At 63.5% G+C, this 17,653-nt stretch carries 9 protein-coding genes; all 9 read left to right on the top strand.

What is annotated here, in order from left to right; translation table 11 throughout:
- Positions 1–160: 160 nt before the first annotated feature.
- Positions 161–3,487 carry a transglutaminase family protein gene (locus IB272_RS26180; protein WP_192445418.1) on the top strand — a complete coding sequence of 1,109 codons (3,327 nt, stop codon included), beginning with the start codon at positions 161–163 and terminating at the stop codon, positions 3,485–3,487.
- Positions 3,488–5,896 (top strand): circularly permuted type 2 ATP-grasp protein, encoded by a 2,409-nt coding sequence (locus IB272_RS26175; protein ID WP_060517588.1) that lies wholly within the window; start codon positions 3,488–3,490, stop codon positions 5,894–5,896. It begins immediately after the preceding gene.
- A gap of 2 nt (positions 5,897–5,898) precedes the next feature.
- Entirely contained in the window at positions 5,899–6,777 is an 879-nt protein-coding gene (locus tag IB272_RS26170; RefSeq protein ID WP_192445417.1) for a transglutaminase family protein, read from the top strand.
- A gap of 136 nt (positions 6,778–6,913) precedes the next feature.
- Positions 6,914–8,278, top strand: a complete 1,365-nt coding sequence (locus IB272_RS26165; protein WP_348646819.1) for a pilus assembly protein TadG-related protein — start codon at positions 6,914–6,916, stop codon at positions 8,276–8,278.
- A 204-nt stretch (positions 8,279–8,482) separates the two neighbouring features.
- Positions 8,483–10,948 carry a glycogen/starch/alpha-glucan phosphorylase gene (locus IB272_RS26160; protein WP_089044955.1) on the top strand — a complete coding sequence of 822 codons (2,466 nt, stop codon included), beginning with the start codon at positions 8,483–8,485 and terminating at the stop codon, positions 10,946–10,948.
- A complete protein-coding gene (gene glgB, locus IB272_RS26155) occupies positions 10,945–13,155 on the top strand; it encodes a 1,4-alpha-glucan branching protein GlgB (protein WP_034786849.1) in 2,211 nt (736 codons plus the stop codon). The genes IB272_RS26160 and glgB overlap by 4 nt, the downstream gene beginning before the upstream one ends.
- 112 nt (positions 13,156–13,267) lie before the next feature.
- Positions 13,268–14,530 (top strand): glucose-1-phosphate adenylyltransferase, encoded by a 1,263-nt coding sequence (gene glgC, locus IB272_RS26150; protein ID WP_034786853.1) that lies wholly within the window; start codon positions 13,268–13,270, stop codon positions 14,528–14,530.
- Positions 14,531–14,536: 6 nt separating this feature from the next.
- Complete coding sequence (gene glgA, locus IB272_RS26145; protein ID WP_034786855.1) at positions 14,537–15,979, top strand: glycogen synthase GlgA; 1,443 nt, start codon at positions 14,537–14,539, stop codon at positions 15,977–15,979.
- A 6-nt stretch (positions 15,980–15,985) separates the two neighbouring features.
- Positions 15,986–17,614 carry an alpha-D-glucose phosphate-specific phosphoglucomutase gene (locus IB272_RS26140; RefSeq protein WP_034786858.1) on the top strand — a complete coding sequence of 543 codons (1,629 nt, stop codon included), beginning with the start codon at positions 15,986–15,988 and terminating at the stop codon, positions 17,612–17,614.
- Positions 17,615–17,653: the final 39 nt, after the last annotated feature.

Here is a 17,653-nt window from a genome sequence, read left to right as displayed (position 1 = left end):
GAGGATGGCCAATGTTTCGCACGCCCGTCCGGGCGTGCGAATGCGTTGCGCCGCCCTGATTTTCTGCGGGCGCTTTCGCGCTTGCATTCTCGATTTGCATTGCACAAACTTCGTGGCGATGGGGGGCGTCAGACCCGCCACGAAGGGGATCAAATCCGGCATGTCGATCAAGGCCAGTATCTATCACCTGACCCACTACATCTATGACCGTCCCGTAAGGCTCTCGCCGCAGATCATCCGGCTGAAGCCCGCTGCCCATTCCAAGACCAAGGTCATCAGCCACTCGCTGAAGGTTTCGCCCGGCAACCATTTCGTCAACCTGCAGCAGGACCCCTACGGCAACTACCTCGCCCGTTTCGTCTTTCCCGATCCGGTGAGCGAGCTGAAAATCGAAGTCGATCTCGTCGCCGACATGACCGTCTACAACCCCTTTGACTTTTTCGTCGAGGAAGAGGCCGAGCATTGGCCCTTCCCCTACCCCGAGGATCTCAGCGACGATCTCCGGATCTATATGACGCCGGAGCCGCTCGGCCCGGCGCTCTCCGCCTTCATGGCAACGGTCGACCGTTCCCGCCAGCGCACCATCGACATGGTCGTCGGGCTCAACGCACGCCTGCAGAAGGAAGTCGGCTATGTGATCCGCATGGAGCCGGGCGTGCAGGACCCGGAGCAGACGCTGACATCGGCAAGAGGATCCTGCCGCGATTCCAGCTGGCTGCTCGTACAGATCCTGCGCAATCTCGGCTTCGCCGCCCGCTTCGTCTCCGGCTATCTCATTCAGCTGACGCCGGATCTGAAAGCCCTCGATGGTCCCTCCGGCACCGACCACGACTTCACCGACCTGCATGCCTGGGCCGAAGTCTACCTGCCCGGTGCCGGCTGGGTCGGGCTCGACCCGACCTCGGGCCTGCTGACCGGCGAGAGCCACATTCCGCTTGCCGCAACGCCCCATTACCGCAACGCCGCGCCGATCTCCGGAGAATTTTTCGGCGATCCCGAGACCCGCACCGACTTCGCTTTCGACATGAAGGTGAGGCGCGTCACCGAGCACCCGCGCATCACCAAACCCTTCTCCGACGAAAGCTGGGATGCGCTGAATGCACTCGGCGGGAAGGTTGACCGGGAGCTTGAGGAAAACGACATCCGCCTGACGATGGGCGGCGAGCCCACCTTCGTTTCGATCGACGACTTCGAGTCCGAGGAATGGAACACGGAGGCCGTCGGACCAACCAAGCGCGAGAAGGCCGACACACTGATCCGCCGGCTGCGCGAACGCTTCGCCCCCGGTGGCTTCCTGCATTATGGCCAGGGCAAATGGTATCCGGGCGAAACCCTGCCGCGCTGGACCTTCTCCCTCTACTGGCGCAAGGACGGCGTGCCGATCTGGCGCCGGCCGGACCTGATCGCCGAGGAGACCGGCCGCCACGACGTGACGGTAGCGGATGCCGAACGCCTGCTGCATCTGGTCGCAGGCGAATTGAGCGTGCCGACCGAAATGGTCGTGCCGGCCTTCGAAGACCCGGCCGACTGGCTGCTGAAGGAGGCAAACCTCCCCGACAACGTCGATCCTGCCAACTCCAAGCTGAAGGATCCCGAGGAGCGCAGCCGCATGGCCCGCGTGTTCGAGCGCGGCCTGACGGCGCCGACCGGCTATGTTCTGCCGGTGCAAGCCTGGAACGCGCGCGCCACCGGCGTGAAGTGGATGAGCGAGAAATGGCAGACGCGCCGTGGCCGCATCTTCCTCGTTCCCGGCGACAGCGCCGTCGGCTATCGCCTTCCGCTCGGCGCCCTACCCTATGTCGCGCCCTCCGCTTACCCCTATATCCATCCGGTCGATCCGACGGTCCCGCGCGACGATTTGCCGGACTTCAGCGAAAGCAGCGCCCGCACGCAGCATGCACGCTTCCAGGCCTCGGAAGTTCCGGAAACGCCGCTCCCGGCGCCGCGCGACGAGATCGCCGGATTGGTGCGCACCGCCATCAGCGTCGAGCCGCGCGACGGCCGGCTCTGCGTCTTCATGCCGCCGACGACAAGCGTCGAGGAGTATCTCGATCTGATCGCGTCTGCGGAGCGCGCTGCCGCTGCGATCGGCCTGCCCGTGCACATCGAGGGCTATGCACCGCCGCAGGACGAGCGCATCAACGTCATCCGCGTTGCGCCGGACCCGGGCGTCATCGAGGTCAACATTCATCCGGCCGCCCATTGGCAGGACTGCGTCGATATCACCACGGCGATCTACGAGGAGGCGCGCCAGAGCCGGCTCGGTGCCGACAAGTTCATGATCGACGGCCGTCACACCGGCACCGGCGGCGGCAATCACGTGGTCGTCGGCGGCGCCAATCCGAATGACAGCCCGTTCCTGCGCCGCCCGGATCTGCTAAAAAGCATGGTGCTGCACTGGCAGCGGCATCCCTCGCTCTCCTACCTGTTCTCCGGCCTCTTCATCGGCCCGACCTCGCAGGCGCCGCGTATCGACGAAGCCCGGCACGACCAGCTCTATGAACTCGAAATCGCCCTGGCGCAGGTGCCGATGCCGGGCTCTGCAACGCCGCCGCCCCTGCCCTGGCTCGTCGACCGGCTGTTCCGCAACCTGCTCGTCGATGTCACCGGCAACACCCATCGGGCGGAGATCTGCATCGACAAGCTGTTTTCGCCTGACGGGCCGACCGGCCGCCTCGGCCTCGTCGAGTTCCGCGGTTTCGAGATGCCGCCGAACGCCCGCATGTCGCTTGCCCAGCAATTGCTGGTGCGCGCCCTCATCGCCCGTTTCTGGAAGCACCCGGTCGACGGTCGCTTCGTGCGCTGGGGCACCGCGCTGCACGATCGTTTCATGCTGCCGTATCACGTCTGGCAGGATTTTCTCGACGTGCTCGCCGATCTCCGGGCGCATGGCTTCGATCTGAAGCCGGAATGGTTCGAGGCCCAGCTCGAGTTCCGCTTCCCCTTCTGCGGCGAGGTCGAATACGAGGGTGCAAAGCTCGAAATCCGCCAGGCGCTCGAACCCTGGCACGTGATGGGCGAACAGGGCGCGATCGGCGGCACCGTGCGCTATGTCGACAGCTCGATCGAACGGCTGCAGGTCAAGCTCGATACCGCCAATCCCGAGCGATATACGGTCGCCTGCAACGGTCGGCCCGTGCCGCTCACACGCACTGGTTCGAATGGCACGGCGGTGGCCGGCGTCCGCTACAAGGCGTGGCAGCCGGCCTCTGGGCTACACCCGGTGCTACCGGTCAACACTCCCCTTACATTCGATATCTATGATACATGGTCGAATCGGGCGATCGGCGGTTGCATCTACCATGTCGCCCACCCGGGTGGGCGCCACTACGACACGTTTCCGGTCAACGGCAACGAGGCGGAGGCGCGGCGCCTGGCGCGGTTCGAGCCTTGGGGCCATACGCCGGGAGGCTATCCGCTGCGCCCCGAAAGCCCGTCGACGGAATTCCCGATGACGCTTGATCTCAGGCGTCCACCAGGAGCGTAAATGCCGAAGAAGCAGACAGCGGCCGCAAACCATCCGGGCACCGACGACGATCCGGTCTTCGGCTACCGTGCCCTACCGGGCATTGCCGACGAAATGCTCGATCAGGAGGGCAATGTCCGCCCGGTCTGGCAGCGGTTGCTCGCGACGCTTGGGCGGCTCGACGAGACCGAACTTGCCAACCGCTTCGCGCGCGCCGACCGCTATCTGCGCGACGCCGGCGTGTTCTATCGCGTCTATGGCGCCAAGGAGAGTTCCGAGCGAAGCTGGCCGCTGTCGCACATTCCGGTTCTGATCGACGAAAAGGAATGGGCGCACGTCTCGCAAGGCCTCGTGCAGCGCGCCGAACTTCTGGAAAAGGTGGTCGCCGACATCTATGGCGAGAACCGGCTGGTGCGCGAAGGGCTGCTGCCGCCGGCGCTGGTCGCCTCCAATCCGGAGTTCCTGCGCCCTCTCGTCGGCGTGAAACCGGCCGACGGCCACTTCCTGCATTTCGTCTCCTTCGAGATCGGCCGTGGCCCCGACGGTAACTGGTGGGTCCTGTCCGATCGCACCGAGGCACCTTCGGGCGCCGGCTTCGCCCTGGAGAACCGGGTCGCGACCACGCGTGCCTTCTCCAATCTTTATGCCGAAAGCCACGTCCACCGGCTGGCCGGCTTCTTTGGCGAGTTCCGCGACACGCTGCAGAGCCGCCGACTGCACCCGGACGACCGCATCGCCGTTCTTTCGCCGGGGATCGCCAACGAGACCTATTTCGAACATGCCTATATCGCCCGCTATCTGGGCTTCATGCTGCTTGAAGGCGAGGATCTGACCGTGATCGGCGGCCGGGTGATGGTGCGCACCGTCGCCGGCCTCAAGCCCATCGGCGTGCTCTGGCGTCGTCTCGACGCGGCCTTTGCCGATCCGCTCGAGCTCAATCAGTCCTCGCATATCGGCACACCCGGCATTGTCGAGGCGCTCAGGGCCGGCTCGGTCTCAATCGTGAACGCGCTCGGCACCGGCATCGTCGAAACCCGCGCCTTCCTCGCCTTCATGCCGGCGATCTGCCGCCATCTGCTGGGCGAGGAACAGAAGCTGCCCTCGATCGCCACCTGGTGGTGCGGCCAGGGCGCCGAACGCGAACAGGTCGCCGCCAACCTCGACCGCATGGTCATCGGCCCCGCCTACCAGACCCGCCCTTTCTTCGACGACAATGGCCAGTCGGTACTCGGCCGTACGCTTGATGAGAAGGCTCGAGCCTCGATCGCAGATTGGCTTAGCGCCGAGGGCGGCAAGCTCGTGGGCCAGGAGGTGGTCACGCTCTCGACCACCCCTGCCTGGGTGCGCGGGCGGCTGACGCCGCGGCCGATGAGCCTGCGGGTGTTTGCGGCACGCACCCGCGACGGCTGGCAGATTATGCCAGGGGGCTTTGCCCGCATCGGCTCCGGCGACGATGTCGCCGCGATCGCGATGCAGGCGGGCGGCACCGCCGCCGATGTCTGGATCGTCAGCGATCGACCGGTCGAGCGCACGACGCTGCTTCCGGCCGAGGAAAGTTTCACCCGCAACATGCCGGGAAGCCTGCCGAGCCGGGCGGCCGACAATCTCTTCTGGCTCGGCCGCTATATCGAGCGTGCGGAAGGGGCGCTGCGCATCCTGCGCGCCTGGCACGGCCGCTTCGCCGAAACCGCCGATCCGGACCTGCCGCTCCTTAAGGATGTCGGCGACTATCTCGCAGCCCTCGACATCGATGCGCGCCAGCCGGTGCCCGACAGCCTGCTCGCCAATATCGCAAGCGCCCTCTTCAGCGCCGGCAACATCCGCGACCGGTTCTCGCCAGACGGCTGGCTGGCACTGAACGACCTGTCGCAGACGGCGCGCAAGTTCCACGCGACGGTGCAGGCCGGCGACGACGCGACCCGCGCGATCACCGTGCTCCTGCGCAAGCTCGCCGGCTTTGCCGGTCTCGTGCATGAAAACATGTACCGCTTCACCGGCTGGCGCTTTCTTTCGATCGGCCGCTATATCGAGCGCGGCCTGCACATGACCCGGCTGCTCGGCCACATGTCGGGGCCGGATGCGCCCGATGGCGCCTATGACATGCTGCTCGAAATCGGCGACAGCGTCATGACCCATCGCCGGCGCTACAATGTCAGCACCGCCGCCTTGACGGTCACCGACCTCCTGGCGCTCGATCCGCTCAATCCGCGCTCGGTGCTTTACCAGTTGAATGAGATCAAGACCGAGGTCGAGCTCTTGCCGAACGCCTTCGTCAACGGCCAGATGTCCTCCTTCTACCGCGAGGCGATGCGGCTGCATTCGGGCCTGGCGGTGATGACACCGGAAGCCATGAACCTCGGCGTCTACAATCGGTTGGAGCGGGATCTCGAAAGCCTGTCCGATCTGCTCGCGCGCACCTATCTCGGCTAGCCATGCTTTACGACATCAGCCTGAAGATCATCTATGACTACGAAGTGCCGGTGTCCGGCGGCCGCCACCTCGTGCGCGTGCTGCCGGCGACGCTGCCCGGTCGCCAGCGTCTCGTCGTCGGCTCGCTCAGCTGCCATCCCATGCCGGCCGAACGTACCGAGAGCATCGACTTCTTCGCCAACCCGTTTACGTCGATCCTCTTTCGCACCTCGCATGCCGACCTGACAATCCGCATGCAGGCGCGAGTGCAGGTGGAAGCACAGGCCCTGACCGCGGACTTCTCCCCTGACCTCACCGGCCTGCCGGCAGAGCTTGCGGCCTGCTGGTCCGTCGATGCCGACGCGCCGCATCACTTCGCCGGCCCGAGCCCACTCTTGCCCGAGGTCGCCAACATTGCCGCCTACGCGCGTGACACCATTACCGACACGATGACCGTGCGCCAGATCGCCGTCGCATTGTGCGACCGCATCCATCGCGACTTCGCCTATGACGGCGAGGCGACAACCGTGAACACGACGCCGGCAGAAGCGTTCAAGCTCAAGCGCGGCGTCTGCCAGGATTTCGCCCATGTCATGATCGTAGCGCTCAGAAGCCTCGGCATCCCTGCCGGCTATGTTAGCGGTTTCCTAAGGACGATCCCTCCGCCCGGCAAGGAGCGCCTGGAGGGGGCCGATGCCATGCACGCCTGGGTGCGCGTCTGGTGCGGCACAACCGGTGGGTGGCTCGAACTCGATCCGACCAACAATATTCCGGCTGGAACCGACCATATCGTCGTCGGCCATGGCCGCGACTACGGCGATGTCGCGCCCGTCATCGGGGTCCTGAAAAGCTACGGCAGCCAAACGACGAAACAGGCGGTCGACGTCATTCCGGTAGCGTGACCCGATTTGGCACAGGCCGATTCCCGCTTCGGAACAGACAGGGTGCCGCAGAACCCCTTACAACAACCGGTTTTCCGGCAATCCATTAAAATTGCAAGGATTGCCGGAACGATATCGTAAGCCATCGCCGCTATTGATGCCCCCAAGCTTGCAACGTGTTCCTTTGGGGTGTGCAAAGATGGGAAGACGATACACGGTAGGCCGGTCCTTCGTAGCTATGCTCAAGGACCGGGGTGGCAATTTTGGCATCATGGCAGCACTCGCGGCGCCATTGGTGTTGGCAGCCGGCGGCGTCGCCGTCGATCTGGCCACCATGATGACGACGAAAAACCAGATGCAGGATGCAGCCGACGCGGCAGCACTTGCGGCTGCGTCCGCACTCGTTGCAAACAAGGATACCCTGGCGACCGAGAAGGCCAAGGAAATCGCCTTGAACTTCCTGAAGGCGCAGTCGGGCGCAAGCTCGACCGATCTGCCCGGTGGAGCCGGCGGCAGCGACCCGGGCACCAGCAGCGCTTCCGCGGGCGGCGTGACCGACCCGACGGAGACCCAGGTTCAGCCGACGGTCGACATCGTCATGACGACTGTCGGCAAGAGCGACAAGGCCTTCAAGGTCACGATCGTCAACAAGCAGACAATTCAGCTCAACCCCATGACGCGGTTGCTCGGACAGAAGTCCGTCAATCTGGAAACGGTAGCCGTTGCCGAGAGCGCGACGGAAACCAAGAACGCCATGTCGATGTATCTCGTGCTCGACCGCTCGGGCTCGATGGCCTTCGTGACGAATGTGAAGGACGAGAAGCGCACCAAGTGCAAGAACTGGACGGCGGAGAACTGGGGCAAGAGCATCTCTGAGACCAGCCCTTGCATGATCGACAAGATCACGACCTTGAAATCCGCGGTTGAGACGCTGCTGAAGCCACTCACCGAGATGGACCCCGACAACAAGTATGTCCGTGTCGGCGCTGTTTCCTATAGCAGCTCCATCTTCCCGGAAGAGAAACTGGCCTGGGGCACGACGAAGGCCAGTACCTACGTCAAGAACCTGGAGGCGAACGGCGGCACGGATTCGAGCGGCGCCTTCGCCAAGGCCGTCACGGATCTGAAGCTCAAGGGCGAAAACGACGCGCACACGGCATCCAACGGCCTGACGCCGAAAAAGTACATCGTCTTCATGACCGATGGGGCGAACACACATTTCGAAGGAAAGGCGTTGACCATCCCGGCGGCGCCAAAGCCGGAACCGGAACTCGACAAATACAAAGCCCAGGATTCCAAATCCGACACGGCAACGCTCCAGGCGTGCCAAGATGCCAAGGACGCCGGCATTCGCGTCTTCACCATCGCCTTCATGGCGCCGATCCAGGGAAAATCGGTGCTCAGCCGATGCGCCAGCAGCACAGCCGACTACAAGTCGCCGGAAGATGCCGCAGCTCTGGTCAAGGTTTTCGGTGAAATCGGCGCCACCACCTCGGGCAAGATGGCACGCCTGACAAGGTAAGACAGACCACATCGCTGACGATGCCGCCCGGCCCCGCCGGGCGGCATTTTGCGTTTCGGCGGGATACGTTCTCCACCGTCTGAGACAAGTCTAATCCATTTAAAAACATCTGTTGCAAGCGCTTCGGATCGATGCATAAATTGGCTTTATCCCCGGTCGGGTCCGGCCTGCGATCTCCCAACGCAAAAGGGTAAAGACAGTTTCATGATGAACAGGCTCTCCACCAACGACGTGCCGCAGCCCGCCCCAAGGTCGTCTGAACCTAGCCAGCTCGCCGTCGAAATCCTCGAACGTCTGAAGTACCGCATCGGCAAGGACCCGAAGGTCGCCAAGCCCCATGACTGGCTGACGGCGGCGATCCTGGTTGCGCGTGACCGCATCACCGACAAGTGGATGGACTCCACCCGCAAGACCTACGCGACCGGCGCCAAGCGCGTTTATTATCTCTCGCTCGAATTCCTGATCGGCCGGCTGATGCGCGATGCCATGACCAATATCGGCCTGATGGACGAGATGCGCGATGCGCTCGCCTCCCTCGGCGTCGATATCGATGTCGTCGCCCAGCTCGAGCCGGATGCGGCCCTCGGCAATGGCGGTCTCGGACGGCTGGCTGCCTGTTTCATGGAATCGATGGCGACCGTCGACGTACCCGCCTATGGCTACGGCATCCGCTACATGCATGGCCTCTTCCGCCAGCAGATGGCCGATGGCTGGCAGGTGGAACTACCCGAAACCTGGCTTGCCCACGGCAACCCCTGGGAATTCGAACGCCGCGAAAGCTCCTACGAAATCGGCTTCGGCGGCGTGGTCGAAACCGCCAATGTCGACGAGGAAATCCAGCGTTTCGTGTGGAAACCGGCCGAGCGCGTCATCGCCACCGCCTTCGACACGCCCGCCGTCGGCTGGCGGGCAAAACGCGTCAACACGCTGCGCTTGTGGACCGCGCAGCCGATTGACCCGATCCTGCTGGCCGCCTTCAACGCCGGCGACCACATCGGCGCCCTTCGCGAAAGCAACAAGGCGGAAAGCCTGACGCGTGTTCTCTATCCGGCCGACGCGACGCCAGCGGGCCAGGAGCTGCGCCTACGCCAGGAATACTTCTTCTCCTCGGCCTCGCTGCAGGACATCCTGCGCCGTCACCTGCAGCAATACCCGGATTTCAACTCGCTGCCGGACGCCGTCGCCATCCAGCTCAATGACACCCATCCAGCCATTTCCATTGCCGAACTGGTGCGGCTCTTGACCGACCTGCACGGCCTCGATTTCGAGCAGGCCTGGGACATCACCCGCCGCACGATCTCCTACACCAACCACACGCTTCTGCCCGAAGCGCTCGAAAGCTGGCCGGTACCGCTGATCGAGCGCCTGCTGCCGCGCCACATGCAGATCGTCTATGCGATCAACGCCAAGATCCTGATCGAGGCCCGCCGCCAGAAGGGCGCCACGGACGACGAAATCCGCAACATCTCGCTGATCGACGAAAGCGGCGAACGACGCGTGCGCATGGGCAATCTCGCCTTTGTCGGCTCGCACTCGATCAACGGCGTTTCGGCACTGCACACCGAGCTGATGAAGGAAACGGTATTTGCCGACCTGCACAAGCTCTACCCGGACCGCATCAACAACAAGACCAACGGCATTACGCCGCGCCGCTGGCTGATGCAGTGCAATCCCGGTCTCTTCGGACTGATCCGCGACGCGATCGGCGACGAGTTCATGGACAATACCGAGGCGCTGCAGGCGCTCGACGTCTTCGCCGACAAGGCGGACTTCCAGGAGCATTTCGCCGCGGTCAAACGCGCCAACAAGGTGCGCCTCGCGCAGCTCGTGCAGAGCCGCCTCGGCATCCGGCTCGATCCGTCGGCGATGTTCGACATCCAGATCAAGCGCATCCACGAGTACAAGCGCCAGCTCCTCAACATCATCGAGGCGGTGGCGCTCTACGACCAGATCCGCTCCCATCCGGAGCTCGACTGGGTGCCGCGCGTCAAGCTCTTTGCCGGCAAGGCGGCGCCGAGCTATCACAATGCCAAGCTGATCATCAAACTGGCCAACGACGTCGCCCGTGTCGTCAACAACGATCCGGCGGTGCGCGGCCTCCTGAAGATCGTCTTCGTGCCGAACTACAACGTCTCGCTCGCCGAGATCATGGTTCCGGCTGCCGACCTTTCCGAGCAGATCTCGACGGCCGGCATGGAAGCATCGGGCACCGGCAACATGAAGTTCGCGCTGAACGGCGCCTTGACGATCGGTACGCTCGACGGCGCCAATGTCGAGATGCGCGACTGGATCGGCGAGGAAAACATCAAGATCTTCGGCATGACCGCCGAAGAGGTGACCAGGGCACGCGCCGAAGGTCACAATCCGCGCGCCATCATCGAAGGCTCGCGCGAGCTGTCGCAGGCGCTGCAGGCGATTGCGTCCGGCGTGTTCTCGCCCGATGACCGCAATCGCTTCGCAAGCCTCGTCGAAGGGCTCTACAATCACGACTGGTTCATGGTCGCTGCCGATTTCGAAGCCTACGCCAAGGCGCAGCGCGAGCTCGACCAGCTCTGGACGACGCCGTCCGACTGGCACGCGCAGGCAATCCGCAACACCGCACGGATGGGCTGGTTCTCGTCCGATCGCACCATCCGGCAATATGCCGGGGAAATCTGGAGAGCTGGATGACGCCCTCGGCCGGCAAGGACCCGGAACCCGCAGCTTCAGGTCTGCTGTCAGCCCCGGATATCGCGGCCATCCTCAAGGGCACGCATGACGACCCCTTTGCGGTTCTTGGCGTGCACCCCGTCGGCAAGACCGTCCTTGCCCGCTGCTTCATCCCCGATGCCGAGACGGTGACGGTCGAAACGCTCTCGGGCAAGGACCTGGGGGCGATCGAACGGCGCGACGATGCCGGCTTCTTCGAAGGCCCGGTGGCGCTGAAGAAGCCACAGCCCGTCCGCTACCGCGCCCGCAATCAGGGCGGCGAATGGGTGGTCGTCGATCCCTACAGCTTCGGTCCGGTTCTCGGACCGATGGACGATTATTACATTCGCGAAGGCTCGCATCTCAGGCTCTTCGACAAGATGGGGGCGCACCCGATCGAGCATGACGGTGCCAGCGGCTACCATTTCGCCGTCTGGGCACCCAATGCGAAGCGTGTTTCGGTCGTCGGCCAGTTCAACGACTGGGACGGCCGGCGCCACGTCATGCGGCTGCGCACCGACACCGGCATCTGGGAAATCTTCATTCCCGGCGTCGATGCGGGCCTTGTCTACAAGTACGAGATCCTCGACCGCAACGGCACGCGTCTGCCGCTCAAGGCCGATCCCTTTGCCCGGCGCTCCGAACTACGCCCGAACACGGCCTCGATGACCACGCCGGAAATCGCGCAGACCTGGGACGACGAGGCACACCGCAAGCATTGGGCCTCGGCCGACGCAAGACGGCAACCGATCTCGATCTACGAAGTGCACGCCGGTTCCTGGCAGCGCCGCGACAATGGCGAGATGCTCTCCTGGGACGAGCTTGCCGACCGGCTGATCCCCTACTGCGTCGACATGGGCTTTACCCATATCGAGTTTCTGCCGATCTCGGAGTTTCCTTTCGACCCCTCCTGGGGCTACCAGACAACCGGTCTTTATGCGCCGACCGCCCGTTTCGGCGAGCCCGAAGGTTTTGCCCGCTTCGTCAACGGCTGCCACAAGGTCGGCATCGGCGTCATCCTCGACTGGGTGCCGGCGCATTTCCCGACCGACGAGCACGGCCTGCGCTGGTTCGACGGCACCGCACTCTACGAACACGAGGATCCGCGCCAAGGCTTCCACCCCGACTGGAACACGGCGATCTACAATTTCGGCCGCCAGGAAGTGCTGTCGTTCCTCGTCAACAATGCGCTCTACTGGGCGGAAAAATTCCATGTCGACGGCCTGCGCGTCGATGCGGTCGCCTCGATGCTCTACCTCGACTACTCGCGCAAGCACGGCGAGTGGGTGCCGAACGAATATGGCGGCAACGAGAACCTCGAGGCCGTCCGTTTCCTGCAGACGCTGAACACGGAAATATACGGCTCTCACAAGGGTATTCTGACGATCGCCGAGGAATCGACCTCCTGGCCGAAGGTCTCCCATCCGGTCCATGCGGGGGGTCTCGGGTTCGGCTTCAAGTGGAACATGGGCTTCATGCACGACACGCTGCAATATCTGTCGCGCGAGCCGGTGCACCGCAAGTTCCACCACAACGACCTGACCTTCGGCCTGCTCTATGCCTTCAACGAGAACTTCGTGCTGCCGCTGTCCCATGACGAGGTCGTGCACGGCAAGGGCTCGCTGATCGCCAAGATGGCCGGCGACGACTGGCAGAAGTTCGCCAATCTCCGGGCCTACTACGCCTTCATGTGGGGCTATCCCGGCAAGAAGCTCTTGTTCATGGGTCAGGAGTTCGCGCAATGGCGCGAATGGTCCGAGGATCGGGCGCTCGACTGGAACCTGCTCGAATACCATCTGCACGAGGGCATGCGACGGCTGGTGCGTGACTTGAACGGCACCTACCGCGCCAAGCCGGCGCTGCATGCGCGCGATTGCGAAGGCGAAGGTTTCGAATGGCTGCTGGCCGACGACCGCGACAACTCGGTCTTTGCCTGGCTGCGCAAGGCGCCCGGCGAAAAACTCGTCGCCGTCATCACCAATTTCACCCCCGTCTACCGGGAAAGCTACGCCATCCCGCTGCCGGTCAAGGGTCGCTGGAAGGAGATCCTCAACAGCGACGCGGAAATCTATGGAGGAAGCGGCAAGGGCAATGGCGGCGCGGTTTTTGCCGAGAAGAACAGCACGGGAGCGATCATGGCCAACATCACCCTGCCGCCGCTCGCGACACTGATGCTGGAACAGGAGTAATTTATCCGACCCGCCAGCCGAAGGCGGCGGAAGACTGCAAATATCGAGGGCCGCAAGGCGTCGCAGAAGGCCGCCGTGACGACCCCTTAAGGTCAATGAATGGGGAGGACAAATGGTGGAAAAGCGTACGCAACCTCTGGCACGTGATGCCATGGCCTATGTTCTCGCCGGCGGTCGCGGCAGTCGCCTGAAGGAACTGACCGACCGACGGGCGAAGCCGGCAGTCTATTTCGGCGGCAAGGCCCGTATCATCGACTTCGCGCTGTCGAACGCGCTCAACTCCGGTATCCGCCGCATCGGCGTCGCCACCCAGTACAAGGCGCATTCGCTGATCCGCCACCTGCAGCGTGGCTGGAACTTCTTCCGCCCGGAGCGAAACGAAAGCTTCGATATTCTCCCGGCCAGCCAGCGCGTTTCCGAAACGCAATGGTACGAAGGCACGGCCGACGCCGTTTACCAGAACATCGACATCATCGAAGACCATGGCGTCGAATACATGGTAATCCTTGCTGGCGACCATATTTACAAGATGGACTACGAATTGATGCTGCAGCAGCACGTCGATTCCGGCGCCGACGTCACCATCGGCTGCCTCGAGGTGCCGCGCATGGAAGCAACCGGCTTCGGCGTGATGCATGTCGACGAAAAGGACCGCATCATCGCCTTCGTCGAGAAGCCGGCCGATCCGCCGGGCATTCCCGGCAATCCGGAGATGGCGCTTGCCTCCATGGGCATCTATGTCTTCCACACGAAGTTCCTGATGGATCTTCTGCGCCGCGACGCCGCCGATCCGAAATCGAGCCGCGACTTCGGCAAGGACATCATCCCCTACATCGTCGATAACGGCAAAGCCGTCGCCCACCGTTTCGCAGAGTCCTGCGTGCGGTCGGACTTCGAGCGCGAGGCCTACTGGCGCGACGTCGGCACGATCGATGCCTATTGGCAGGCCAATATCGACCTGACCCACGTGACGCCGGAGCTCGACATCTACGACAGCACCTGGCCGATCTGGACCTTTGCCGAGATCAAGCCGCCGGCGAAATTCGTGCATGACGATGAAAACCGCCGCGGCTCGGCAACCTCGTCGCTGATCTCCGGCGACTGCATTATCTCAGGCGCCGCGCTCAACCGCAGCCTGTTGTTCACAGGTGTCCGCGTAAATTCATATTCCCGTCTGGAGAATGCCGTAGTTCTTCCCGATGTGAAGATCGGTCGCCACGCGACGCTGCGCAACGTGGTCATCGACAGCCGTGTCGTGATCCCCGAGGGCCTCGTCGTCGGGGACGATCCGGTGCTCGATGCCAAGCGTTTCCGGCGTTCGGAAAACGGCGTCTGCCTGATCACGCAAACGATGATCGACAAGCTGGGAATGTAGGCATCCATGAACGTCCTGTCCGTTGCGTCCGAAGTCTATCCGCTGATCAAGACCGGGGGGCTTGCCGATGTCGTCGGCGCGCTTCCGGCAGCGCTTTTGCCGCACGGCGTCAAGACCCGCACGCTGGTGCCCGGCTATCCGGCCGTGCTGCAGAAGCTGAAGAAGAAAAAGAAGGTCGGCAGTTTCGAAAACCTGTTCGGCAATCCGGCGACAGTTCTCGCCGCCGAAATCGACGGGCTCGATCTGCTGGTCCTCGACCTGCCTGAACTCTACGCCCGAGACGGCGGCCCCTATGTCGATGCCACCGGCCGCGACTACGTCGACAATTTCCGCCGCTTTGCCGCACTCTCGCTTGCGGCGGCAGAAATTGCCGGCGGCGATGTCGTCTCGGGCTGGAAACCCGATATCGTTCACGCCCATGACTGGCAGACGGCGCTGACGCCGGTCTACATGCATTTCGGCCCGGCGGCCGCAACGCCGACGGTGATGACGATCCACAACATCGCCTTCCAGGGCCAGTTCGGCGCCTTAGTCTTCCCCGAGCTTGCCCTTCCCGCCGAAGCCTTCTCGATGCAGTTCGTCGAATATTACGGCGACGTCGGCTTCCTGAAGGGCGGCCTGCAGACCGCCGACGCCATTACCACCGTCAGCCCCTCCTATGCGCAGGAAATCCTGACGCCCGAATTCGGCATGGGCCTCGAAGGCCTGTTGAAGAGCCGCGTCGCCGACCTCTCTGGCATCGTCAACGGCATCGACGCCGACATCTGGGATCCGCAGACCGACCCGCACATCGCCCAGCATTTCAGCGCAACGAGCCTGAAGCAGCGCGCGGCCAACCGGCGTGCGCTCGAGGAACGCTTCGGCCTTGAAAAAGGCAACGGCCCGATCTTCTGCGTTGTCAGCCGGCTCACCTGGCAGAAGGGCATGGATCTGGTCGCCGAGATCGCCGACGAGCTCGTCGCCATGGGCGGCAAGCTCGTGGTGCTCGGCTCCGGCGACGCGGCGCTCGAAGGCGCGCTGCTCGCCGCTGCCTCCCGCCATCGCGGCCATATCGGCATGGTCACCGGCTACAACGAGCCGCTGTCGCATCTGATGCAGGCGGGCTCCGACGCCATCCTCATTCCGTCGCGCTTCGAGCCCTGCGGGCTTACCCAGCTCTATGGCCTGCGCTACGGCTGCGTGCCGGTCGTCGCCCGCACCGGCGGCCTTGCCGATACCATCATCGACGCCAACGAGGCCGGGCTTGCGGCCAAGGTCGCGACCGGCTTCCAGTTCACGCCTGTCAATGCCGATGGGTTGCGGCTTGCGATCCGGCGGGTGCTGCGTGCATACAGCGAGCCCAAAGTCTGGTCGAAAATTCAGACCCAGGGCATGAAATCGGACGTTTCCTGGGCCACAAGTGCCGAGCGTTACGTCTCTCTTTATTCCGGACTTCTCGGGAAAGGTTAAGTCAGCATGATAAGAACGGTTACCACAACCCCCTACGGCGACCAGAAGCCTGGCACGTCAGGGCTGCGCAAGAAGGTCCCGGTCTTCCAGCAGAAGAACTATGCCGAGAACTTCATCCAGTCGATCTTCGATTCGCTCGAAGGCTTTCAGGGCGAAACGCTTGTCATCGGCGGCGACGGTCGCTTCTACAACCGCGAAGTCATCCAGATCGCCATCAAGATGGCGGCGGCCAACGGCTTCGGCCGCGTGCTCGTCGGCCGCGGCGGCATCCTGTCGACGCCGGCTGCCTCCAACGTCATCCGCAAGTACAAAGCCTTTGGCGGCATCGTGTTGTCGGCCAGCCACAATCCTGGCGGCCCGACCGAAGACTTCGGCATCAAGTACAACATCGGTAATGGCGGCCCGGCACCGGAGAAGATCACTGACGCGATCTTCGCGCGCAGCAAGGTGATCGACAGCTACAAGATCTCCGATGTCGCCGACATCAACCTTGATGCCGAAGGCACGCAGGACATCGACGGCATGACGATCACCGTCATCGATCCCGTCGCCGATTATGCCGAGTTGATGGAAAGCCTGTTCGACTTCGGCGCGATCCGCAAAATGATTGAAGGCGGCTTCCGCGTCGTCTTCGATGCGATGAGCGCCGTTACCGGTCCCTATGCCAAGGAGATCATCGAAAAGCGACTCGGCGCGCCTAAGGGCTCGGTGATGAACTTCATCCCGCTGCCCGATTTCGGCGGCCACCACCCGGACCCGAATCTGGTTCATGCCCGCGCACTCTATGAGACGATGATGGCGCCCGACGCACCGGATTTCGGCGCCGCTTCCGACGGCGACGGCGACCGCAACCTCGTCATCGGCCGCGGCATCTTCATCACACCGTCCGACAGTCTGGCCATGCTCGCCGCCAACGCGCATCTGGCACCCGGCTATGCCAAGGGTCTTGCAGGTATCGCCCGTTCGATGCCGACCAGTGGTGCTGCCGACCGTGTCGCCGAAAAGCTCGGCATCGGCATCTACGAGACGCCGACCGGCTGGAAGTTCTTCGGCAACCTGCTCGACGAGGGCATGGCGACGATCTGCGGCGAGGAAAGTGCGGGCACCGGCTCCAACCACGTGCGCGAGAAGGACGGGCTCTGGGCAGTCCTGCTGTGGCTCAACATTCTGGCGGTGCGCAAGGAAAGCGCGCTCGACATCGTCAAGAACCACTGGGCGACCTACGGCCGCAACTACTATTCGCGCCACGACTACGAAGAGGTCGATTCTGATGCGGCCAATGGCCTTATCGCCAACCTGCGCGACCAGCTTGCCACGCTGCCCGGCAAGTCCTTCGGCGCGCTCAAGGTCGCGACCGCGGACGACTTCGCCTACAACGATCCGGTCGACCATTCCGTCAGCAAGAACCAGGGCATCCGCATCCTGTTCGAAGGCGGCTCCCGCGTCGTCTTCCGCCTGTCGGGCACCGGCACATCGGGAGCAACGCTGCGCGTCTATATCGAGCGCTTCGAGCCGGACGCCTCGCGTCACGATATCGAGACGCAGACGGCGCTCGCCGATCTCATCGCCGTTGCCGAAGAGATCGCCAGCATCAAGACCCGCACCGGCCGCACCGAGCCGAGCGTCATTACCTGAAATACCGCACTATCGGGGCCGCTGATGCGGCCCTTTTTC

Source organism: Ensifer sp. ENS08 (genome assembly GCF_014852195.1).
Taxonomy (GTDB): domain Bacteria; phylum Pseudomonadota; class Alphaproteobacteria; order Rhizobiales; family Rhizobiaceae; genus Ensifer; species Ensifer adhaerens.
Note: the sequence above shows the minus strand (reverse complement) of the source record. Positions and strands in the feature narration are given on the sequence as shown.